The organism is Bacillus cereus group sp. BfR-BA-01524 (assembly GCF_022662595.1).
In the GTDB taxonomy this organism is placed as follows: Bacteria; Bacillota; Bacilli; order Bacillales; family Bacillaceae_G; genus Bacillus_A; species Bacillus_A thuringiensis_S.
On sequence record NZ_JAKUDW010000083.1, the window covers coordinates 1 to 23,011 of the forward strand.

Genomic DNA, 23,011 nt, shown 5'->3' on the forward strand with positions numbered 1-23,011 from the left:
CATTTTTAATTTGTTCAAGTTTATCTTGTTCAAATAAAAGTTGTACATCATGCGTTTGCTTATAATTTCTTGATGCCATTTCGATAAATACTTTTGTATTTAGTTTTTTAGATAAATCGTTTACTTCAAACTCTACTACTCTTGTATCTTTTTCCTTATCCTCACTCACTACTTTTGCATCAACAAATGCGCCATCTTTTTCCGTTTGGAAATTTTTAATTAATGAGCTACTTTTTAGTGTTACAATTGCTTTTTTCTTACCGTTTTCTACTTTTAATACTCCTGGATTTACCATGTAAGTATTCATCTTAGATTCTTCATCTGTTTGATCTTTTAACACTTTAAATGGAATGCTGTACGCACCATCTGTAATTGTGTTAGAATTTGGTTGTTGATCTGGGTCAGGCTTTTGGTCGGGCTTCTGACCTGGATCGGTAGTTTCATTGGGATCTGGCTTATTAGCTGGGTCCTCTTTTTCATTTGGTTTTTCTACATGAATTGGTGTAATGCTATTTTGATCAAATGCAATACGAACGTCGTACTCATGATGATAATTTAAAAAATCAATATCTACTTTTACTTTTGCGTTTAATACCTTCTCTACATCTTCTACATCAAATTCTACTACTCTTGTATCTTTTTCTTTATCTTCACTAATTACATTTGTCGCAACTAGCTTACCTGCTTTTTCTGTTTCAAACTTCGTAATCCATGAACTATTCGTTAATGTAAAGGATACTTTCTTTTTCCCATCCTTCACTTTTAAAGTTCCCGGGCTTACTGAATATTGATTCATCATCGATTCTTCATCTGATGTATCTTTTAAAACTTTGAAGCCAATTGAATATTCACCGTCAGCCAACTTGGTAGCTGCTTGAACTGCAAGTGGTTGTAATGTTGATACGAATGTAAATATCATTAAAAACATAGCAACAATAATTTTTGTATACCTGTTCAATGGAACGACTCTCCCTTTTGAAAATTATTTAATACTGTTCCCATCAAATACAAAGCGAATATCATACGAAGCATTATAATTAATAATTGGAATATTAATTTTCACCTTGCCATTTAGTTTTTTTGACAAGTCAGCAACTTCAAATTCTACAACTCTAGTATTATCTTTTTTGTTTTCACTTAACACGGTTGTTTCTACAAATTGACCATCTTTTTCTACTTGGAAACTTTTAATAGAAGCACTATCTTTCACTTTAAATGAAACATATTGTTTTCCATTTTTAACTGTTAATGTTGCTGGGCTTTCAAAATAACTATTCATTCTAGACGATTCATCTTTATCGCCTTTCCATACAGTAAAAGCAATATTATATTTTCCATCAGCTAGTTTTGTAGCAGCCTTTGCCTCTTGTAAACCTAGTGTTGCGATAAACGTAAATAAAACAGCAAATACGGCAATAATCATTTTAAATTGTTTAAACATATATTCATCACCCTTCAAAAGATTTATTTACTCAATTTCACTTTACGAATTAAGAAAGCACCTGAAATAAGAATTAACGCTGCAAACAATCCAATACGTGCTTCATCGCCTGTTTTTGGGTTATCTGTTTTTTCAGCTTTTCCATTTTCATTTTTTGTTTCTTTGTTCGCTTCTTTAGCTGTTTCCTTACTCTCTGCTTTTGTTTTCTCTTCTTTTACTTGTGTATCTGTTTTCGCTTGATCATTATTTTTTGTTGTAGCAGCTACGCCGTTATCGCCACCTACAGCTTTTACATTTGCATCAAAAGCAAAACGAATTGTGTAGTGGTGGTCATAGTTTGCATTTGGTACAACAACATGAATTTTTACAGCTGCTGGTTTGGATAAATCATCTACTTTAAACTCTACTGTTCTTTTATCTGCCGATTCATCTTTACTAACAACTTTCGCATCAACAAAATCCCCGTTCTCTGGTGCTTTAAATTCTGTAATCCAAGCACTATGATTCATCGGAACTTGTACTCTCATCTCACCGTTTTTCACTATTAATTTTGCTGGCTTTTCAAAATAGTCATTTGCCATTGAAGCTGAATCATTTTCCGCTTTTTGAATTACGTAATTAATATCGTAAGTACCATCAGCTAGTTTTGCTGAAGCATTCCCGTATGGCATTACAAGAAAAGCTAGCATACATACGAACGTTATAATAAAAGCGGGTAATACAGAAACCTTTTTCATTTTTCTTGTTTCCTCCTTGGTTATCTTTCACTTCACTTTTTGAAAATGATAATTATTCTCAATTTATAAGAAAAAAATAATCTCTTCTACCTATTATTTAATTAGCATTCTTTTATGTAACATAAGTATTATTGATTATCATTCTCATTGAATGTTAAAAATAATATCTCACCCTATTCCTTGTATGAAGGCATAGACACTGAGAAAAAATTACAAAACTTATTTATTGATTATCATTCTCAATATAAATCAAAAAAAATAAACTATCTCTTCTCCTCTTCTTTCACCTCTTCCCCCTAACAACACTTTAGTTATAGAAACCCCTTTTCCCTCACTTCCCTTCCAATATTTCCACAACTAAGTCAATCTTAGCCTACTCATAAATTTTTTGTCAACTATATTACGTATAAAATTTTTAATATCTGAATTTCTCTATATATGGCTTTTTCTACAAAAAAAGAGACTTTCTATTATAGAAAGCCTCTTTTCTCTATTTTTCTACAGCAATTTCCTGCTTTTGAAACTTAGAAACTATATAACCAAATCCTATACCGATTATGCCTGGAACTAACCAACCAATTCCTACACTATATAATGGAATCTTATCTAAAATAGGTGCTAGCGCTGCAATTTGAAGGTTTGCATTGTGTAACCCATCAAAGAAACTTATTGCAAATGCTCCTACAATCCCGCCCACATACATCGCTAATGGAAGACGAACGTAGTTTTCAACAAGTGATAATACGATAAGTACGATTCCAATTGGATAAATGGCGATTAAGATTGGTAATGCTAATGCATTTAACTGAGTTAACCCAAGGTTTGCTACCATAAATGCTAATACACAGAAAATGAAAACGACTTTTTGATATGAAAGCTTTGGTAATAAGGAAGAGAAATACTCTCCACAAGCTGCAACAATACCTACAGAAGTTGTTAAACATGCTGCTGTAATTGCGATCCCTAGTAATAAAGTTCCGTAGCTACCAAATAAATGATTCACGACATTTGTTAAAATAATTCCTCCGTTTGCGCCCATTCCAAGTGACACACTAGAAGCTCCAAGATAAGCAAGCGCTAAATATACAAGTAGTAAACCAAGCGCTGCAATAAATCCTGCAAAGATTGTTACTTTTGCAATACTGTTTTTATTTGTAATGCCTTTTTCTTTTAACGCATGAATTACAACATTTCCGAATACCAGTGCTGCAAGTCCATCTAAAGTTAAATATCCATCAATAAATCCTTTAAAGAGAGGAGCACTATACGCTTCTGTCGGTGCACCAAATTCTCCAATTGGTGTAATAAGTGCTTTACCTACGATAATTGCAATAACAGCTAATAGTATTGGAGTTAGCACTTTACCAATACGACCCACTAATTTCGAAGGATTTAAAGCTAAATAGAAAGTGACTGCAAAGAAAATAAGTGTAAAGATAACAAGTGGATATGACTGACCAGCTATCTCACTTGGTAAAAACGGTGCAACACTCATCTCATAAGCTACTGTTCCTGTACGCGGCACACTTACGAATACGCCTAAACATAAATAAATTGCAGTGATAAAAACAAGTGCGAATATAGGATGTACACGTCCTGCTAGCTCATTAATATCTCCCTTTAAAGCTATAACAATTACTCCTAATAAAGGTAGTCCAACCCCTGTTACGATAAAACCAAACAGTGCGATCCATACGTCCGTTCCAGCACCTTGCCCTAACGCTGGTGGAAAAATCATATTACCTGCACCAAAAAACAGTGCAAATAACATTAAACTTATTGCAAACATCTCTGAAAACTTTAAAGTTGATTTCATTTCTGCTAACCTCCTAAAATAATTAATTGACAAAATATTCTGAATCTAAATCCGTCACATATCCTCTTTCAAGCATACTTCCCCGTAAAAGAACGCAAAAAACACCCGTCCCTAACAAAGGGACGAGTGTTGAAATCGTGGTTCCACCCTTATTCTAATAAAATGAATTTATAGCAAAATAAGCTCATTTTATAGCTCGTGTAAATTGATAACGGTTTTATCCGTCAAGAATTACAATGCATCATGCATGCAGTTCACTCTTGAAGTTTAGAGGTGGTAAGCTTGTCTTTTCGTATTAGGAAGCTCACAGCCTAAGGCTCCCCTCTCTGAGAATCGTAAAATACAACTCATGTCCTCATCATTACTTTTATAAAATATCTTGTCGAAACTTGTTGTTTTTTATTATATGGGCTATTTTTTAAAAAATCAATAGTTTTATTTTTTCTGACAAAAAAATATAGGGAGAAAATTTTTCCTCCCTATAACTGCCCTTTTAATATCTCTAATTCCTCAGTTGCAATGTTCCGCCATTTTCCTACTCCAAGCTCATTTAGCTCTATATTCATAATGCGCACTCGCTTTAGCTTTATTACAGTAAATCCGAAAGCACGACTCATTCTACGAATTTGCCTGTTCATTCCTTGCGTTAAAACGATACGAAATGTTGATTGATCGACTCTCGTCACTTTGCACGGCTTCGTCATACCATCTTTAATCTTTACACCGCTGGACATCTCATCAATAAACCAGTCCGTAAAAGGTTTATCGACTGTGACAACATATTCTTTCTCGTGTTCGTGATCACCGTGTAAAATTTGATTGGCAATCGCGCCATCATTCGTTAATAAAATAAGTCCTTCTGATGCTTTATCTAATCGCCCAACTGGAAAGATTCGCTCTGGGTAATTGATATAATCAATAATATTATCTTCAATATGATCAGCTGCTGTACAAGTAATCCCGACTGGTTTATGAAAGGCTATGTACACCTTTTCTTTCTCTTCTTTTACAATAACTTGCCCATCAATCGTTACAACATCACCATCGCTCACAAGTGCACCGTGCGTACATATTTCGCCATTAATAGCCACGCGTCCAGCTTTAATAAGGCGATCTGTCTCGCGTCTTGAGCAAGATTTTGCTTCGCTTATGTATTGGTTGATTTTCATGTTTTGTTCCTTTTCATATATAATAAAAACGTCAATCTATGGCAATATCATTATGCCACGATTGACGCTTTTTCACTTCGCAAAAACAACTAAATAAATAACCCCAATCACCAAAAATATTCCACAACAAGCTAACAATACTTTTGCAAGTTTGTCCATAAACATATAATGGTTTCCCCTTTGTTTCGTTGTTTGCTATTTTAATTCGACAACTGTTACGCCTAGGCCTCCCTCGCCCATGTCACCGTAACGGTAATTCTTCACGCCGCGGTGCTTCTTCAAGTAATCTTGTACACCTTGGCGAAGCGCTCCTGTTCCTTTACCGTGAATGATTGATACACGAGGATAACTTGCAAGCTGGGCATCGTCTAAATATTTTTCAACGCGCATCATTGCATCTTCATAACGTTCACCGCGAAGATCAAGTTCCAATGAAACGTGGTAATCTCTACCCTTCACACTTGCGACTGCTTTTTTCTCTGTTTGTTTCGGTGTGTTAATGTATTCCATATTAGATTCTTTTACTTTCATCTTCAGAATACCGATTTGTACGCTCCACTCTGTATCGCTTACTTTTTCAAGTAATTGACCTTTTTGACCGAACGTTAATACTTTTACTTCATCGCCTGCACGTAACTGTTGTTTCGGCGCAGTGTTTTTCACGTTTACTTTTTGTTTCTTCACAAGCTCTGGCGCTGTTCCTTCTAGACGGCTCTTCGCTTCAATAAGCTCATGGTCTTTCACATTTACAAGCTGTGCTTTACGCAATTGACGAAGTTCTTGAATAATACCTTCTGCTTCTTTCTTCGCAGCTTCGACTTTTTCTTCCCCTTCTTTTTGCGCTTTTAATAGTTTTTCATCACGCTCATCGTTAAACTCAATAATTTGACGTTGCAACTCACGATGAAGTTTCTCAGATTGTTTGCGAAGTGCCTCTGCTTCGTTCCAGTCACGCTCTGCATTCTTTTGACTTTCTTCTAACTTCGCAATCATATTCTCAATTTTGTTTGTATCTGTACTAATGTGGTTACGTGCTTGGTCAATAACGCGATCAGATAATCCAAGGCGCTTCGAAATTTCAAAGGCGTTACTACGACCTGGTACACCGATTAATAATTTATACGTTGGGCTTAATGTGTTCACATCGAACTCAACACTCGCATTAATAACTTGCTCACGGTTATATCCGTACGCTTTTAATTCTGGGTAATGCGTCGTAGCAACAACACGAGCACCACGATTACATACTTCATCTAAAATCGAAATGGCTAGTGCAGCACCTTCTTGCGGGTCTGTTCCAGCACCTAATTCATCAAATAAAACTAAGCTTTCAAAATCAGCTTTTTCTAAAATATCTACAATGTTCACCATATGTGAGGAGAACGTACTTAAGCTTTGTTCAATCGACTGCTCATCACCAATATCAGCAAAGATATTTTTAAATACACAAATCTCTGACTCATCCATTACTGGAATGTGAAGGCCAGATTGCGCCATTAATACACAAATACCAACCGTTTTCAGCGTAACTGTTTTACCACCTGTATTCGGTCCTGTAATAACAATTGTTGTGAAATCTTTACCTAGCATAATGTTATTTGGCACGATAATTTCTGGATCGATTAGCGGGTGACGAGCTTGTCTTAAATCCATATAACGCTCGTTATTTACGATTGGTTTCGTTGCTTTAATTCGCTTCGCATAAAAAGCTTTCGCAAAGATGAAATCAAGATTTGCAACTACTTCTACGTTTGATAAAACGATATCGGCTTCTACTGCCACTTCTTCTGTTAACATTAATAAGATGCGTTCAATTTCTTGTTTTTCTTTCACACGTGCTTCTTGTAGTGCATTATTTAATTCTACAATTACTTGTGGTTCAATAAATAACGTTTGTCCAGAAGCAGATTGATCGTGAACAATACCGCCATATACGCCGCGGTATTCTTGCTTTACTGGGATTACGTAACGTTCGTTACGAATCGTTACAATCGAGTCAGACAGCATCTTTTGTGCGTTTGAAGAACGCGTCATATTTTCTAACTTTTCACGAATACGGCTTTCCGCAGTACGAATTTGAGTACGAATACCACGCAGTTTATCACTCGCGCTATCGACTACTTCACCGCCATCACCGATGCAATTTGTAATTTTCTTTTCTAAATCATATAAAGATACAATTTGAGCGACGTGAGTTTCTAAAATCGGAAGCTCGACACCGTTATCAGCCATATCTTCAATGAAACGTTTCATATTACGACTACCATACATCGTATTCGCAATATCAAGTAGTTCATTCGGGCTTAACATACTTCCAATCTTTGCACGCTTCACATTTGAGCGAATATCCGTAATGCCACCTAATGGTGCACTACCTTTTAAACGAATGACTTTCGCTGCTTCATCCGTTGTATCTTGCATTTCTACAATTTCTTCAAAATCAGTGCTCGGCACTAAATTCTTCACTTTATCACGGCCAAGTGAAGAGGCTGTATGTTCAAGTAATTGTTCTTTTACTTTATTGTATTCTAATACACGCAACGTTCTTTCTAACATGTTGCAGGTCCCCCTTGTGTTACTTATTACGTTTAATATAGTCTAATAAACGTTCAATATCCCATGTGTTAATCACGTTATCTTTTTGAATCCAACCTTTACGTGCTGCAGCTACACCTGTTTCCATATCTTCTAACATTTCAAGTGTATGAGCATCCGTATTAATCGCTACTTTTACACCAGCATCTTGTGCTTGTTTTAATAATTTCGCGCTTAAATCTAGACGGTTCGGATTCGCATTTAATTCTAAAACTGTATTTGTCTCTTTTGCGAGTTCAATTAATAAATCTGTATCTACATCATAACCCTCACGGCGCCCGAGAAGACGTCCTGTCGGATGGGCAATCATTGTGACATGTTTATTCTCAAGTGCAGTACGCAGACGTTTCATAATCGTTTCACGGTCTTGTGAGAAGCTAGAGTGAATCGCTCCAATGACATAGTCTAATTCTTCTAATACTTCATCATCAAAATCAAGCGAGGCATCTGGTAAAATGTCCATTTCAATTCCGCGTAAAATTGTAATGTCTGGATACTTTTCATTCATACGTTCAATTTCTTTCGCTTGCTCACGAAGACGCTCTTTCGTTAAACCATTCGCTACTTTCAAGTATTGCGAGTGATCAGTAATCGCCATAAACTTGTATCCACGAGCACGGCACGCTTGTACCATTTCTTCAATAGAAAAAGCACCGTCACTCCAAGTTGTATGCATATGTAAATCACCTTGTATATCGGAAAACTGAATTAAGTTTGGATACTCTTTAATTAATTCAATTTCTTTTCCATCTTCACGCACTTCTGGCGGAATAAATGGCAGACCGAAATGAGCGAAGAAGTCTTCTTCAGTCTCAAATGTTTTCACTTCACCTGTTTCCAAGTTCTCTACACCGTACTCACTAATTTTCTCGCCTTTATCTTTTGCGATTTGACGCATTTTTACGTTATGGTCCTTTGATCCTGTGAAATGGTGAAGAGTTGTAATAAACTCTTCTGGTTTTACTAAACGAAAATCAATTGAAATATCATATTCATATTGAAGACGGACAGAAACTTTCGTATCTCCACTCGCGATTACTTCAATCATATTATCGAATTGTAGTAAATGCTCACGTACCGCTGCTGGTTCTGTCGTTGCAATGATAAAATCTAAATCTTTCACTGTTTCACGAACACGGCGTAAGCTACCAGCGCGAGAGAAACGAATTACTTCAGCAACATTCGACAATTTCTCCTCTATTTCCCCGGCAATAGGCAATACCATCGCAATTGGTAAACGCTCTGGACGAGAGCCTACTTGATCGATTGCTTCTAATATTTTCTCTTCTGTCTTCTTACCGAAACCTGCTAAAGCCTGTACTTTATTTTCCTCACAAACAGCTTTTAGCGATTCCATATCAACAACACCAAGTTCTTTATATAACTTAGCTACCTTTTTACCACCAAGTCCTGGTAGTTTTAATAACGGCAATAAGCTACTTGGTACTTCTTTCTCAAGTTCTTGTAATACTTCAGATGTTCCCGATTCTATATATTCTTGAATAACGGCTGCTGTTCCTTTTCCGATTCCTGGAATCTTTGTGAAATCTTCAATTTCAGAAAGACTACGATCGTCACTTTCTAATGCTGCTGCCGCTTTACGAAATGCAGATATTTTAAATGGATTCGCACCCTTTAGTTCCATAAAAAGTCCGATTGTCTCTAATAATTTAATAACTTGTTTTTTATTTACTTTCATCATTGCCCCGCCTTTCTTTCATAGAAAAAAACTTCTCTTTCCGAAAAAAGAGAAGTTATACTCTGCTACCTGTCTGCCATAGTTCCTTCACCTTTTCAGATAGAATCGGTGTATCGTCTACAATTATTTTGCTAATTGATGATTTTTGTAATGGTGTTTGTACTTGTTCAATCGGAAGTATGTTTCCAATGATAATTAAGACAAACAAAATAATATATACTTCTAAAAATCCGAGGATTGCCCCCGCAAACGCATTTACTTGCTTTAAAACCGGTATTTCTGCAAACATATTTAACAAATTACCAAGTAATGAAAGTGCAATTTTTGTGATAATAAACAATATGATAAACGCAAGCGCTTGATAAAATACTGTCTCAATATTATTTGCATCAATCCATTCTGGAACAGATACGTTTTTATCAAATGGATACGGAATAAATTTCGCAAGTGCTGGCGCTAAATCTTTACAGTACCAGTATGCAACAAGGTATGCGATAATAAAGCTTGTTAACTTTACAAGTTGCAGAATAAACCCTCTGCGTAAGCCGAGGAAAAATCCCATAACAAGCAGTAAAATGATAATAATATCAATCATGTTATTCCATTCCTTTTTTTGTCATACTTTCTTTCAATTTCTCATGTTCTTCTTTTAATTTTATGTAATCGTGTATGACGTTTACCGCCGTCAATACCGCTAGTCTACTCGTGTCAAGCGAAGGATTCTTGGCATTGAGTTCGCGCATTTTATCATCCACAATCGCTGCTACCATGCGGATATGACTTGTACTTTCATCGCCAACAACTGAATATTGCTGACCATAGATTTCTACATTAATTCGACTTTTCTTTCCCTTTTGTTGTGACAACTCACCGGCCTCCAATCACGTACAGAATCCTAAAGTTTATCATACCATGAACCTTCATAATATGGAAACAGAAAGAACAATCCGATATGATAAAAATAACAATATAAAAAAAGGGGTGACCATTATGTCAAATTCTATCGTAATTCAAACAAATTCTACAGTAATTGAAGACATGAAACAACAATATAAACATTCGCTTAGCCCGAAAACTCCGCAAGGCGGAATCTTCATGGCAAAAGTGCCATCTTGCACAATCACAGCGTATAAATCTGGAAAAGTAATGTTCCAAGGAGGCCGCGCTGAAGCAGAAGCTTCTCGTTGGCAAACTGTCTCTCAAACACCCAAAACAGCTGTAAAAAAATCTGTTGATTCCCACCGTTATGCACCGCCTGCTTCCATCAGTACAATGTCTATTGTAGGGTCTGATGAAGTTGGTACGGGAGATTTCTTTGGACCGATGACAGTCGTTGCTGTATATGTAGATGCAAAGCAAATTCCACTACTAAAAGAACTTGGTGTAAAAGACTCTAAAAACTTAAATGACGATCAAATTACTGCCATTGCGAAACAACTTCTACACGTTGTTCCTTATAGCTCCCTTGTCCTTCATAATGAAAAATATAACGAGCTATTTGATAAAGGAAACAACCAAGGTAAGTTAAAAGCTTTACTACACAATAAAGCTATTACAAACTTATTAGCTAAAATGGCACCTACAAAACCTGAAGGCGTCTTAATCGATCAATTCACACAACCTGATACATACTATAAATATTTAGCAAAACAAAAACAGGTACAGCGTGAAAATGTTTATTTCGCTACGAAAGGTGAAAGCGTCCATTTAGCAGTAGCCGCTGCTTCTATTTTAGCTCGCTACTCATTCGTAAAACAGTTTGACGAACTAAGTAAAAAAGCTGGTATGCCACTTCCAAAAGGTGCTGGTAAACAAGTTGATATTGCTGCAGCTAAATTAATTCAAAAGCTTGGTAAAGAACGATTACCCGAGTTTGTGAAACTGCATTTCGCTAATACGGAGAAGGCGTTTCGCTTATTAAAATAGTATCGACAAAAACAGGAGCCTACAAACTCCTGTTTTTTGTTTCACCCTACTATTGTCCTTATAGTTTTGTTACAATTATAATATACAGATTATTCTGACATATAAGGAGATTCCCATTGCTACTTCTACAAATGATTCTAAATATTTTACTAGGTGATCCACATGAAAGACAGTTCGAAATTAGGGAAAACATTCAGCTACTAAGTGAACAACGAGAGTTCAACGATTTAATAGAGCGTTATGGTCGATCTTTTTTATTAAACTTTCGGATCCGCAGGTTTATCGGGAAACACGATGCCCGCTTGTTAATACATAATCCAGCAAAACTACAACACTTCTGTGAGGAACTTGAATGTATGATTAGAAATAGGAGGTTTTTCATATGAACGCTGTAAAAGTAAAAAAGGTACTTTATGCTTTCGTACACATCATAGGTCCTCTTTCTTACCTCACTATTTCTACCATTTGGGGAGCTTTCTTCACTACTAAATCCACATTCGAAAACATATCTGATAGCCTTCATCTATTACGTGTTCATGAGTTTACTATGATTTTTCTATTTAGATCGATTAGACAAAGATGTAGATAAAATTACAAAAGAAATTAACGATAAGAAGATGTAATACATGAAAAAAGGAGAGTCGCCAAGACTCTCCTTTTTTATGTTAGCTTCGTTTCTGCTTCTTATTTGATGAAGGTACTTTATGTGAACCTGTTTCATGTGTCGTCGTTCCTTGTCCTTCTACTTCTGGAGAACCAAGGCTTGACCTTGAATGATCTTTTTTCACTTTTTTACTCATTTATATTCACCCCTTCGCGTTACTTTTTGCTACGAGATAATAAACTATGCAAAATAAAAAGCGAGAGGAAACCCTCTCGCTTTTTCATATCTTAAAACTCAGAAGAACCTGGAGTTCTTGGGAATGGAATTACGTCACGGATGTTAGCCATACCAGTGATGTACATTAGGAAGCGCTCGAAACCTAGACCGAATCCAGCGTGTTTTGTACCGCCGTATTTTCTAAGTTCTAAGTACCACCAGTAGTCCTCTTCGTTCATACCTAATTCTTTAATTCTGTCTACTAAAACGTCCATTCTTTCTTCACGTTGACTTCCGCCGATTAATTCGCCGATGCCAGGAACTAGAAGGTCAGTAGCAGCTACTGTTTTTCCATCTTCATTCATACGCATGTAGAACGCTTTAATGTCTTTCGGGTAGTCAGTTACGAATACAGGGCGTTTGAAGATTTCTTCTGATAAGTATCTTTCATGCTCTGTTTGTAAGTCAATACCCCATTCTACTGGGTATTTGAAGTCAGCACCTGATTCTTGAAGTACTTTAATTGCTTCTGTATATGTGATGCGACCGAAGTCAGAGTTAATCACGTTGTTCATACGCTCTAGAACTGTTTTATCAACGAAGCTGTTGAAGAAGTCCATTTCTTCTGGTGCATGCTCTAATACATATTTCATTGCATATTTCAGCATATCTTCTGTAAGATCCATTACATCGCCTAACTCAGCGAATGCAATCTCAGGCTCAACCATCCAGAACTCAGCAGCGTGGCGAGTTGTGTTTGAGTTTTCCGCACGGAATGTAGGTCCGAATGTATATACATCACGGAATGCTAATGCATACGCTTCAGCGTTCAGCTGTCCACTTACTGTTAAGTTTGTTTCTTTACCGAAGAAGTCTTTTGATTCATCAACTTGTCCGTCTTCACCTTTTGGTACGTTGTTTAAATCTTGTGTTGTTACGCGGAACATTTCGCCAGCACCTTCTGTATCACTACCAGTGATGATTGGTGTGTGAACATGTACAAATCCACGCTCTTGGAAGAACTGGTGAATCGCAAATGCTGCGATAGAACGTACGCGGAACGTTGCAGAGAATGCATTTGTTCTTGGACGTAAGTGAGCGATTGTACGTAAGTATTCAAACGTATGACGCTTCTTTTGAAGTGGGTAATCAGAATCTGATAAGCCCTCGATATCAATTTTTTCTGCTTTAATTTCAAATGGTTGCTTCGCTCCAGGCGTTGCAATTACTTTACCTTCTACTTTCACTGAAGAGCTAAGTGGAAGCTTTGCAATTTCTTTAAAGTTCTCTAATTCTGTATCGAAAACGATTTGAACGCTTTTGAAGAAGCTACCGTCGTTTAATTCGATGAAACCAAATGCTTTTGAATCACGTAAGTTACGAATCCACCCTGATACTTGTACTGTTTGACCTGCATACTTTTCTGTATCTCTATACAGACTTTTTACTAATGTGTTTTCCATAGTGAAATTCTCCTTTGCTGATATATTTAAATACAAAAAAACCTTTCATCCATAAAGGGACGAAAGGTTAAACTTCGCGGTACCACCCAATTTGTCATAAAGACCAACTTTAACTCGTATGTAATACATACTTCCCGGTTTGTAACAGGCCGGCTTCCCGTCTAAGTCTACTCTTGAATACAAGATTCAATTTCGGTTAGCAACTCCAAGGTGTTCTTCACATATACCGCCTCATCAGGCTCTCACCGCCCCTGACTCGCTTTGGATTATAGTATATACTACTTTTCCTTATCATCGTCTTTCATTTTGTTAAACTAAAATTAATGTACTACATTCGAGAGAAAGATGCAAGATGCCAGAAAATATATAAGCGATTTTTGTAATATATCGACTTACCGACATCTGTCGACGATTGTGCAATAAAAAAAATTGCCGGAATGAATCCGGCAATTTTCTAATTACTTACGTAACTCCGCACCAAATTTCTCTTCTACCGTTGTTAATACACGGTTATGCGCTTCTGTTACTTCTTCATCTGTTAACGTACGTTCTGCATCGAAGTAAGTCATAGAGAATGCAAGTGATTTCTTGCCTTCTTCCATTTTTTCACCTTCGTATAAGTCGAATAGTGTTACGTCTTTCAGAAGTTCTCCGCCAGCTTCAGCAATGACTTGCTTCATTTCACCAGCTTTTGTTTCTTTTGTTACCACAACAGCCATGTCACGTGTCATAGATGGGAAACGCGGAATTGCTGAGTAGTAAGTTTCTTCAGCGTCTGCACCGAATACTTTTACAAGAGATAGTTCAAATACGAATGTATTTTTCACATCTAATTGTTTTTCTGCTTCTGGGTGCAATTGACCGATGAAACCAATTACTTCGCCATCTAATACGATGTCAGCTGTACGGCCTGGATGCATACCTTCACGTTTTGCTGGTGCATATGTGATTTGGTTTGAAACGCCAAGTACGTCGAATAGTCCTTCTAGTACACCTTTCATAACGAAGAAGTCTACTACTTTCTTCTCACCTTGCCATGCATGGTGAAGAGCAAGACCTGTCATAACACCTGCAAGGTGTTGTTCTTCTTTCGGAAGTTCTCCTGCTTCTGTTGGTAAGAAGATAGAACCTACTTCGTATAAAGCAACGCTGTCGTTTTTACGAGCAACATTGTATGAAACTGCTTCTAGCAATTGTGGCACTAAGCTTAAACGAAGTTGGCTACGCTCTTCGCTCATTGGAAGCGCAAGGTTTACAGGTGCTTTTTCGTTTGGCTCAACCATGTATTGTTTCGCTTTGTCAGCGCTTGTTAATGAATACGTGATTGCTTCATATAAACCAGCACCTTCTAAGAAGCGACGTACTTTACGACGTTTCGTTTGTGCTGATGTTAATTTACCACGAGTCATCGTTCCAGAAGGTAATGTAACTGGAATGTGGTCATAACCGTATAGACGGCCCACTTCTTCTACTAAGTCTTCTGAAATTGTAATATCAGGACGACGTGCTGGTACATTTACATGGAATGTTCCTTCTACTTCTGTGAATGGGAATTTCAAGTTTGTGAACATTGTACCCATTTCACTCGCAGAAATGTTTGTACCTAATACACGGTTTACTTTTTCAGCAGTAACAGATACTGTACGCTCTTGTACTTGTAAGTTGTCAGCTTCTACTACACCTTCAAGTGCTTCTCCGCCAGCGTATTTCGCCATTAAAGCAGCTGCGTGTTGAATTGCTTCAAATGTACGTGTTGGGTCGATTCCTTTTTCGAAACGTGCACTTGATTCACTACGAAGACCTAAGTCTTTTGATGTGCGACGCACTGTTTGACCTGCAAAGTATGCAGACTCAATTAGAACGTTTACTGTCTCATTTGTAACTTCAGAATCCGCTCCGCCCATTACACCAGCAACAGCTAAAGCTTTTGTTCCGTTTGTAATTACAAGGTGGTGGCTTTGTAATGTACGCTCTTGATCATCTAAAGTTTCAATTTTTTCGCCTTCTTTTGCAAGACGAACAACGATTTCTTTTGAACCTAATTTATCGTAATCGAATGCATGTAACGGTTGACCGTATTCCATTAAAATGTAGTTTGTAATATCAACTACGTTGCTAATTGGACGAATGCCAGCTGCCATAAGACGAGTTTGCATCCACATTGGTGATGGACCAATCTTTACGTTTTTAACCATTTTTGCAATGTATAATGGGTTTTCTTCTTTCGCTTCTACACTTACAGAAATATAATCAGAAGTTTTTTCTGCTGTTTCTTGTAATTCGATAGCTGGAAGTTTTACTTCGCGGCCGTAAATAGCAGCCACTTCATATGCAACACCTAACATGTTTAAGCAATCTGCACGGTTTGGTGTTAAACCAAGCTCAAGTACTTCATCGTGTAAGTTTAAAATTTCAAGTGCATCCGCACCAACTTCAGCGTCACTTGGGAAGATGAAGATACCATCTGCATAGTCTTTTGAAACTAACTTTCCATCAATGCCAAGCTCTTGAAGAGCACAAACCATACCGTGAGAAGCTTCACCACGTAGTTTTGCTTTTTTAATTTTGAAGTTACCAGGAAGTACAGCACCAACTTTTGCAACTGGTACTTTTAAACCTTTTGCAATATTAGCAGCTCCACAAATAATTTGAACTGGTTCTTCTTCACCGATATCGATTAAGCATTTGCTTAATTTATCAGCTTCTGGGTGTTTTTCACATTCTAATACGTGACCAACTACAACACCTTTTACACCTTTATTTAATACTTCAACGCCTTCTACTTCAATACCACTTTTCGTGATTTTGTCTGCTAGTTCTTGTGCTGTTACATCTTTAATATCTACATACTCTTGTAACCAACGATATGATACGAACATATTTATCCTCTCCTTCCCTTACGCTCGTTTGAATTGTTGTAAGAAACGTACATCATTTGTATAGAAATGACGAATGTCATCTACGCCGTATTTCAACATTGCGATACGCTCTGCGCCCATACCGAATGCGAAACCTTGATATTCTTTTGAATCATAACCAGCCATTTCAAGTACGTTCGGGTGAACCATACCTGCGCCTAGAATTTCAATCCAGCCAGTTCCTTTACAAGTGCCGCAACCTTTACCGTGACACATCATACAAGAAATATCCATCTCTACAGATGGCTCTGTGAATGGGAAGAAACTTGGACGAAGACGGATTTCACGATCTTCACCGAACATCTTTTTCACGAATACTTGCAGTGTACCTTTTAAGTCACTCATACGAATGTTTTTATCAATTACAAGACCTTCAATTTGCATGAACTGATGTGAATGCGTCGCATCATCATCATCGCGGCGATACACTTTACCAGGACAGATAATTTTGATTGGGCCTTTTTCTTTATTATTTTCCATCGTACGTGCTTGCACAGAAGATGTATGTGTACGTAGTAACGTTTCTTCTGTAATGTAGAATGTATCTTGCATGTCACGTGCTGGGTGATCTTTCGGTAAGTTTAGTGCTTCGAAGTTGTAGTAGTCTTTTTCTACTTCTGTTCCTTCAGCTACTTCATAACCCATACCGATGAATACATCTTCAATTTGTTCAACAACAGCTGTTAACGGATGGTGACAACCTGTTTCAACAGGACGACCTGGTAGTGTAACATCAATTGTTTCCGTAGCTAATTTCGCTTCAATTACTGCTTTTTCTAAGTTACCAATTTTGTCTTCTAGACGCGTTTGAATTGCTTCACGTACTTCATTTACTAATGCTCCCATACGTGGACGCTCTTCTGCTGATAATTTTCCCATGCCGCGTAATACTTCTGTAATTGGACCTTTTTTTCCTAAATACGCTACGCGTACGTCGTTTAAGCCCTTTAGCTCTTTCGCTTCTTCAATAAGCTCTAACGCTTTTTGCTTTAGCTCTTTTAAACGTGCTTCCATTTTGGAACCCTCCTAATTTTAAAAATAAAAAAACCTCGCTCCCAAAAAGGGACGAGGTAAATTCGCGGTACCACCCTAAATTGACAGAACAAGTCTGCCCACTCATTAGTTATAACGATCAATTCTGACCGGAACGCCTTTACATATATATGGTCCTGGCGTCAACTCCAGAGGTGAATTCACTTCCGTCTACCATAAGAATGCTTTCAGTCTAAGGCATTCTCTCCCTATATGGCGATTTTGTAAGTTACTCTTCTCTATCAACGTTTTTCGTTATTTAACTTTTAATATAATATACTTCAACTTATTATAAGAAGTTTTTTATTTGTTCGCAACTGGGCTTTGCAAATAATACGTTAAAATCCCTGCTGCAACCGCAACATTTAATGATTCTGCCCCACCGTAAATCGGAATATACAAGTTTTGATCCGTTTTTGCAAGAATTTCTTGGCGTACGCCATTTCCTTCATTTCCAACAATTAATGCAAAACTTCCGGCCGGAGTTACTTCACCATACGGAACTCCATTTTCAAGAGCTGTTCCATATACAGGAACGTTATTTTCTTTTAACTTGTCTACCCATTCTTCTAAGTCCCCTTTTACAATTGGTAAGTGGAAAATAGAACCTTGTGTAGAGCGGAGTACTTTACTATTGTAAACATCAACACAACCTTCTCCAAGCACAACGGCGTGAATACCAGCTGCATCAGCTGTACGAATAATTGTTCCTAAATTACCTGGGTCTTGCAGGCCATCTAATAAAAGGAATTTCCCATCAGTAAGAGCTACTTCTTTCTCATGCTTCTCACAAACAGCAAATACACCTTGTGTCGTTTCTGTTTCACGAAGTACTTTTACAATCGCCTCAGGTACGATATACATTTCCACATCATTAACTGTCCAATCTTTCGGAAGATCCGTCTGATCTGAAACGATAAGTTCTGTTACAATTCCTGCCTTCAAAGCTTCCTCGACTAAGTGGAATCCTTCTACAAAAAATAAACCTTTTTTATCGCGTTCTTTTTTCGTTTGCAGCTTTTTCCACTGCTTTACACGCGGATTTTGTACTGAATCAATGTTTTTCATAATATGTATTTCCCTCTCTTCTTGTCTTATCATTATAGCCTATTTTTCATACATATTTACATAAAAAAGAACAAAAACTAACGTCAGTTTCAATTCTGAAGAAGAGGTGAAAGCAATGAGTTTTAATTTACGCGGTGCCGTATTAGCGAATGTATCTGGTAATTCACAAGATCAATTACAAGAAACAATTGTCGATGCAATTCAAAGCGGTGAAGAAAAAATGCTTCCAGGCCTTGGCGTTTTATTTGAAGTTATTTGGAAAAACGCTGATGAAAATGAAAAGCACGAAATGTTAGAAACACTAGAGCAAGGATTAAAAAAATAAGCAATTTGAAAATCACCTTCGCATAAGCAAAGGTGATTTTTTTTACGGAAAAATTTTTCTTCTCCTAAACATTTCTACTTTACTAACGAACTATGATGGAGTACAATGTTCAAAATACATTTAAACCGATCGATTTTTCTTCGTATACATCATTAGATAAAAGGAGTGAATGTTTTATGCACCGTATTACGCTTGAACAAGTTTTTAAACATCACATTACACAAAAATACGTAAACCGTTCTGGAATGGTCCACGCGATCGCTGTCGCTTACCATGCGTTTCACCTAGCCAAAAAGCATCACGCCTCAGTCGATGCTGCGACAAAGGCCGGTTTCCTTCATGATATCGGACATCATACGTGGTACACAGGCGGCGAATGGGACTATGACTTATATAAAAAGAATGATATCCATGCAATTAAAGGCGCAGAAAGAGCACATAAATTGCTTATTAGATTGGGAGAGCATCCAAAACTAGCAAAAGAAATTTCTATCGCAATCCTTCTGCATACAGATTCTTTCTTAGTGGAACAAGAAATTGAAAGAACATCTCTTCAAAGCATTATTAAATGGGCAGACGAAGCAGATGAAGAACCAGGCGGAGCTCATCATTATAGAACGATTTCTTATGAAAAAGCACTTAAAGCTATTCAGCAATTAGATCGATTGGTAGAGCGTGAATTGCAAATAGAGCAAGCCAAATTGAATAACAAGGCAGAACATAGTTATCAATGAGAAAGAGGCATCACTACAGGGTGATACCTCTTTTATTATTTTATGGAAAATAAACCTTTATCCCGCATTAACGGGCAGTAAGACCCCCACCTCGAAATTCAGCAAAGACGAGGAAGTTAGGTGGGGAATCAACTGCCCGTAAAAGCCCGATTGGTGAGGGCTGATAATCAGTGGGGGATGAACCTCCCCAATGATTAAAGTTTCACTTTATATGTAATATTTAAATGTTACATTCAAAAACAAATTACTTTATAATTAAATATATAAATATAACAGAGGTGATTTTACAAATGCAACCCGCTACACAGCTTTCTAATGAACAGAAATACTCTATGTCATGGGGACAATTTATTAGCTCCGTTTTATTCGCTTTTTTCGGAACCGGACTTATTACTGTGTTCCTCGCAATGCCATTAGCAATTTATACAGCAGGTCTTACAGATAAAAAACAAGTTGCCCTATATGAATCTATTGCAAATACTGCAAGTACCGTATTACAACTAGCTGTATTGTTATTCTTCATTTTTAAATTCGAACCCGCAAAAAAATTACTACTAAAATCTTTTAACTTTAAAACACTGAAAGAATGGCGCACATACGTATACTTACTTCTTTTCTTCGTTATCAACATCATACTCAATTACATCTTGTTAAATTATGTGTTCCAAGACGCAACAAAGCAGCAATCTTCCGCACTAAGCTTAGACGTCTTTAAGCAATATCAAATATTATTACTTCTCAGCTTTGCAATACTCACACCCATTTTTGAAGAACTTATTTTCCGTGGTTTTATACTTCGCTTCTTCTCAGAACGCTTTCCATTTTGGATTGCAGCCATCGTAACAAGTTTCTTCTTCGGTATCGCTCATACATACTCACTTGGGGTAATGGTAATTACTTTCTTTATGGGATTATTAATGGCCATTTTATGTAAAAAAACAAAGTCCATTATTCCAGCTATGTTATTTCATATTATGAATAACATGTTGGCATTCTTGAGTTGAAAGAGGTATCATCGCGATACCTCTTTTTACTCTTTTCTCATAACTTCAAACTCTTCTGCGGTTAGCGTTTTTGATAATCCGTATTTGTACTTCTCATTTCTATCAATTTATACATATTTATTAATAATATCCAAAATAAACCTTACGTAGTAAAATATAGCTTATTACATAAAAGGAGATTATATATGTTTAGCTTCCTTTGGATTGTTTATATGCCCCTTCTTGTTTTATGCGGATTTTTCGGTGGTATTTTTTTAATTATTACTAGTATTAAACATCGGAAATTATTTATTGGTTTATTGGGGGTACTTAGCTTTTCCTTTGTAACGCTACCTTTTGTTTTTTGGAGCATGGGGGTGAATAGCGAGACAATCCTCCCTATTTCAACTACTTTATATTGGATATTGTTTTCTTTAACTGGATTATCGGCAGGAGTAAGTGGATTACAAGCAAAAATTAAAAGTATACGCAACATAGGATTTATTATTTTTATTGCGGGACTACTGGGGGTTATTTTCTGGGAACTCATGTCTGCAGGTGATTCATTCTATATCTAATTGAATACTTTTATAGGAAAACAAAAAGCAGGGAAATTAATTCCCTGCTTTTCTATTTGGTTTATTGCCTGATTGTAAGAAGAACGATAACACCCAAGCAATACCTGCTAGTATCGTTGCAATTAAGAAGGCATCGTTAATACCGTTAATTGCAGATAGCTTTGAAATTTGTCCATATAATAGTTGTGTGCTCATCGCATCTCCTGCTTGAGCTGATCCAGCTAAAGCAGCTAAGCTTTGACCCATGCCGTGTACTTTATCAACTAATATTGGGTTTGAAGTTGTTAACATGTTGCCGTAATCTGCTACGTGAGCAGTTGTTTGTTGCGTCATAAGTGTGATTAAAATCGCTGTTCCGATTGAACCAGCTACTTGTCTTGACGTATTTTGCGTTGCTGTACCGTGAGAAATTAATTTCATCGGCAGTGCGTTCATACCAGCTGTCATAATTGGCATCATAATGAATGACATACCAATTGAACGTATAATATAATCCGTCATAATAACGCTATATGGTGTATCCATTGATAACTTCGTAAATTCATATGTCGCGAACGTTGTAATAGCTAACCCAACAATCGCTAACGGACGAATACCGTATTTATCAAATAATTTCCCTGCAATAGGTCCCATAATACCCATGATTAATGATCCTGGGAGTAATAATAAACCTGATTCAATTGGCGTAAAGCCGCGAATATTTTGCAGATATACCGGAAGTAATAACATACCTCCAAATAACGCCATCGTTACAATTGCGTTAATTAGTAAAGTGAAAGTAAATACTGGATATTTAAATACTTGTAAATCAAGCATTTTATTGTCCGTTGTTAACTCTCTCCAAATAAATAATGCTAAACCAATTACACCAATGATAAGTGAAATAACAACTTCTGCACTAGTCCAACTATTATTTCCAGCCTCACTAAATCCGTACAGTAAGCTACCTAGTCCAATACTTGAACTAATTACACCAAATACATCTAATTTCGTTTTAGACACTGGTTGAGCGAGTGTAAAGAATTTTAAAGATAGGAACGTAATAATTAAACCGATAATAAACATCGCATAGAACATTAAGTTCCAGCTATAGTTTTCAATAACCCAGCCTGTTACAGTTGGTCCAATAGCTGGCGCTAAAATCATTGCAACACCTAGTAATCCCATCGCTGCTCCGCGCTTATGAGGCGGGAATAACGTCATAAAGATGTTCATACCAACTGGCATTAAAATACCTGCACCGACCGCTTGAATAATACGACCTGTCATCATCATTGTAAAGTTTCCTGATATAGCACAAATGATAGACCCTACAGTGAAGAATAACATTGCTGCTACAAATAATTTACGATACGTAAATCGTGAAACTAAAAAGGCACTAATCGGTACTAAAATACCATTTACAAGCATAAATCCTGTAATTAACCATTGCGCCGTTGAAGTTGATACGTTAAATTCATTCATTAACGGAGGCAATGCAACGTTAATGATTGTTTGGTTTAAAATAGAAACGAACATGCCGAGAATTAATACTGTTACAACTGCTTTTACATTCACATTCTCTATAGGCATAGACGTTTGTTTTTTCGGCATTTCTTTTTCTTGTTTTACTTCTTCTTGCTTGCCTGTTTCTAATTCAACTACATTAGAAATTTCTACTTCTTGCTTTTGTTCATTTTCTTTTTCTTCTGCTTCTAGCTTACTTAC

The 23,011-nt window shown here is 36.8% G+C and carries 21 protein-coding genes, 1 pseudogene and 3 other annotated features; of the genes and pseudogenes, 7 read left to right on the plus strand and 15 right to left on the minus strand.

What is annotated here, in order from left to right; genetic code table 11:
* The 9 genes from MR170_RS23215 to zapA form a co-directional block, all read right to left on the minus strand.
* A partial coding sequence (locus MR170_RS23215) for an NEAT domain-containing protein (RefSeq protein ID WP_242309496.1) occupies positions 1-958 on the minus strand: 958 nt, incomplete at its 3' end.
* Between the two features lie 24 nt (positions 959-982).
* Positions 983-1,441, minus strand: coding sequence for an NEAT domain-containing protein (locus MR170_RS23220; protein ID WP_226604814.1), 459 nt, complete (start codon positions 1,439-1,441; stop codon positions 983-985).
* A 23-nt stretch (positions 1,442-1,464) separates the two neighbouring features.
* Complete coding sequence (isdC, locus tag MR170_RS23225; protein ID WP_226604810.1) at positions 1,465-2,178, minus strand: heme uptake protein IsdC; 714 nt, start codon at positions 2,176-2,178, stop codon at positions 1,465-1,467.
* A 490-nt stretch (positions 2,179-2,668) separates the two neighbouring features.
* The gene (gene brnQ6, locus MR170_RS23230; protein WP_242309498.1) at positions 2,669-3,994 is read right to left on the minus strand and encodes a branched-chain amino acid transport system II carrier protein BrnQ6; all 1,326 of its coding nucleotides are present in this window, start codon (positions 3,992-3,994) and stop codon (positions 2,669-2,671) included.
* Positions 3,995-4,109: 115 nt separating this feature from the next.
* Positions 4,110-4,365, minus strand: a binding site (T-box leader).
* 108 nt (positions 4,366-4,473) lie between these two features.
* Entirely contained in the window at positions 4,474-5,163 is a 690-nt protein-coding gene (locus tag MR170_RS23235; RefSeq protein WP_242309500.1) for a 23S rRNA pseudouridine(2604) synthase RluF, read from the minus strand.
* A gap of 195 nt (positions 5,164-5,358) precedes the next feature.
* Positions 5,359-7,719, minus strand: a complete 2,361-nt coding sequence (locus MR170_RS23240) for an endonuclease MutS2 (RefSeq protein ID WP_016080118.1) — start codon at positions 7,717-7,719, stop codon at positions 5,359-5,361.
* 19 nt (positions 7,720-7,738) lie between these two features.
* A complete protein-coding gene (gene polX, locus MR170_RS23245; protein ID WP_078993665.1) occupies positions 7,739-9,457 on the minus strand; it encodes a DNA polymerase/3'-5' exonuclease PolX in 1,719 nt (572 codons plus the stop codon).
* Positions 9,458-9,512: 55 nt separating this feature from the next.
* Positions 9,513-10,052, minus strand: coding sequence for a CvpA family protein (locus tag MR170_RS23250; RefSeq protein ID WP_000565409.1), 540 nt, complete (start codon positions 10,050-10,052; stop codon positions 9,513-9,515).
* Between the two features lies 1 nt (position 10,053).
* Positions 10,054-10,323 carry a cell division protein ZapA gene (gene zapA, locus MR170_RS23255; RefSeq protein WP_000082701.1) on the minus strand — a complete coding sequence of 90 codons (270 nt, stop codon included), beginning with the start codon at positions 10,321-10,323 and terminating at the stop codon, positions 10,054-10,056.
* Between the two features lie 124 nt (positions 10,324-10,447).
* On the opposite strand from zapA, the gene rnhC reads away from it, so the two are divergent.
* The 3 genes and pseudogenes from rnhC (at position 10,448) to MR170_RS23270 (ending at position 12,006) form a co-directional block, all read left to right on the plus strand.
* Positions 10,448-11,383, plus strand: a complete 936-nt coding sequence (gene rnhC, locus MR170_RS23260; protein ID WP_098138677.1) for a ribonuclease HIII — start codon at positions 10,448-10,450, stop codon at positions 11,381-11,383.
* Positions 11,384-11,499: 116 nt separating this feature from the next.
* The gene (locus MR170_RS23265) at positions 11,500-11,769 is read left to right on the plus strand and encodes a hypothetical protein (protein ID WP_016080116.1); all 270 of its coding nucleotides are present in this window, start codon (positions 11,500-11,502) and stop codon (positions 11,767-11,769) included.
* A pseudogene (locus tag MR170_RS23270) lies at positions 11,766-12,006 on the plus strand (hypothetical protein). The gene MR170_RS23265 and the pseudogene MR170_RS23270 overlap by 4 nt, the downstream one beginning before the upstream one ends.
* A gap of 42 nt (positions 12,007-12,048) precedes the next feature.
* Here the strand turns inward: MR170_RS23270 and MR170_RS23275 are convergent.
* The 5 genes from MR170_RS23275 to MR170_RS23295 form a co-directional block, all read right to left on the minus strand.
* Positions 12,049-12,183, minus strand: coding sequence for a YuzL family protein (locus MR170_RS23275; RefSeq protein WP_000039592.1), 135 nt, complete (start codon positions 12,181-12,183; stop codon positions 12,049-12,051).
* Positions 12,184-12,274: 91 nt separating this feature from the next.
* Entirely contained in the window at positions 12,275-13,666 is a 1,392-nt protein-coding gene (gene asnS, locus MR170_RS23280) for an asparagine--tRNA ligase (RefSeq protein ID WP_000432189.1), read from the minus strand.
* 52 nt (positions 13,667-13,718) lie between these two features.
* Positions 13,719-13,970, minus strand: a binding site (T-box leader).
* 154 nt (positions 13,971-14,124) lie between these two features.
* Positions 14,125-16,545 (minus strand): phenylalanine--tRNA ligase subunit beta, encoded by a 2,421-nt coding sequence (pheT, locus tag MR170_RS23285; RefSeq protein ID WP_048563969.1) that lies wholly within the window; start codon positions 16,543-16,545, stop codon positions 14,125-14,127.
* An 18-nt stretch (positions 16,546-16,563) separates the two neighbouring features.
* The gene (gene pheS, locus MR170_RS23290; RefSeq protein WP_000388220.1) at positions 16,564-17,598 is read right to left on the minus strand and encodes a phenylalanine--tRNA ligase subunit alpha; all 1,035 of its coding nucleotides are present in this window, start codon (positions 17,596-17,598) and stop codon (positions 16,564-16,566) included.
* A 44-nt stretch (positions 17,599-17,642) separates the two neighbouring features.
* Positions 17,643-17,871 (minus strand) — a binding site (T-box leader).
* 48 nt (positions 17,872-17,919) lie between these two features.
* Positions 17,920-18,717, minus strand: a complete 798-nt coding sequence (locus tag MR170_RS23295) for a TrmH family RNA methyltransferase (RefSeq protein WP_016080112.1) — start codon at positions 18,715-18,717, stop codon at positions 17,920-17,922.
* Between the two features lie 82 nt (positions 18,718-18,799).
* Between MR170_RS23295 and sspI the strand changes: the two genes are divergently transcribed.
* The 4 genes from sspI to MR170_RS23315 all read left to right on the plus strand — a co-directional run bounded on the left by sspI (position 18,800) and on the right by MR170_RS23315 (position 21,304).
* A complete protein-coding gene (sspI, locus tag MR170_RS23300) occupies positions 18,800-19,009 on the plus strand; it encodes a small acid-soluble spore protein SspI (protein ID WP_000009509.1) in 210 nt (69 codons plus the stop codon).
* A gap of 176 nt (positions 19,010-19,185) precedes the next feature.
* Positions 19,186-19,743, plus strand: coding sequence for an HD domain-containing protein (locus tag MR170_RS23305; protein WP_000554805.1), 558 nt, complete (start codon positions 19,186-19,188; stop codon positions 19,741-19,743).
* Positions 19,744-20,033: 290 nt separating this feature from the next.
* On the plus strand, positions 20,034-20,747 hold the full coding sequence (locus MR170_RS23310) for a CPBP family intramembrane glutamic endopeptidase (protein ID WP_242309502.1): 714 nt from the start codon (positions 20,034-20,036) through the stop codon (positions 20,745-20,747).
* Positions 20,748-20,932: 185 nt separating this feature from the next.
* On the plus strand, positions 20,933-21,304 hold the full coding sequence (locus MR170_RS23315) for a DNA-binding protein (RefSeq protein WP_242309504.1): 372 nt from the start codon (positions 20,933-20,935) through the stop codon (positions 21,302-21,304).
* A gap of 36 nt (positions 21,305-21,340) precedes the next feature.
* Here the strand turns inward: MR170_RS23315 and MR170_RS23320 are convergent.
* Positions 21,341-23,011, minus strand: a 1,671-nt coding sequence (locus tag MR170_RS23320; protein ID WP_242309506.1) for a DHA2 family efflux MFS transporter permease subunit, incomplete at its 5' end; no start/stop codon positions are given.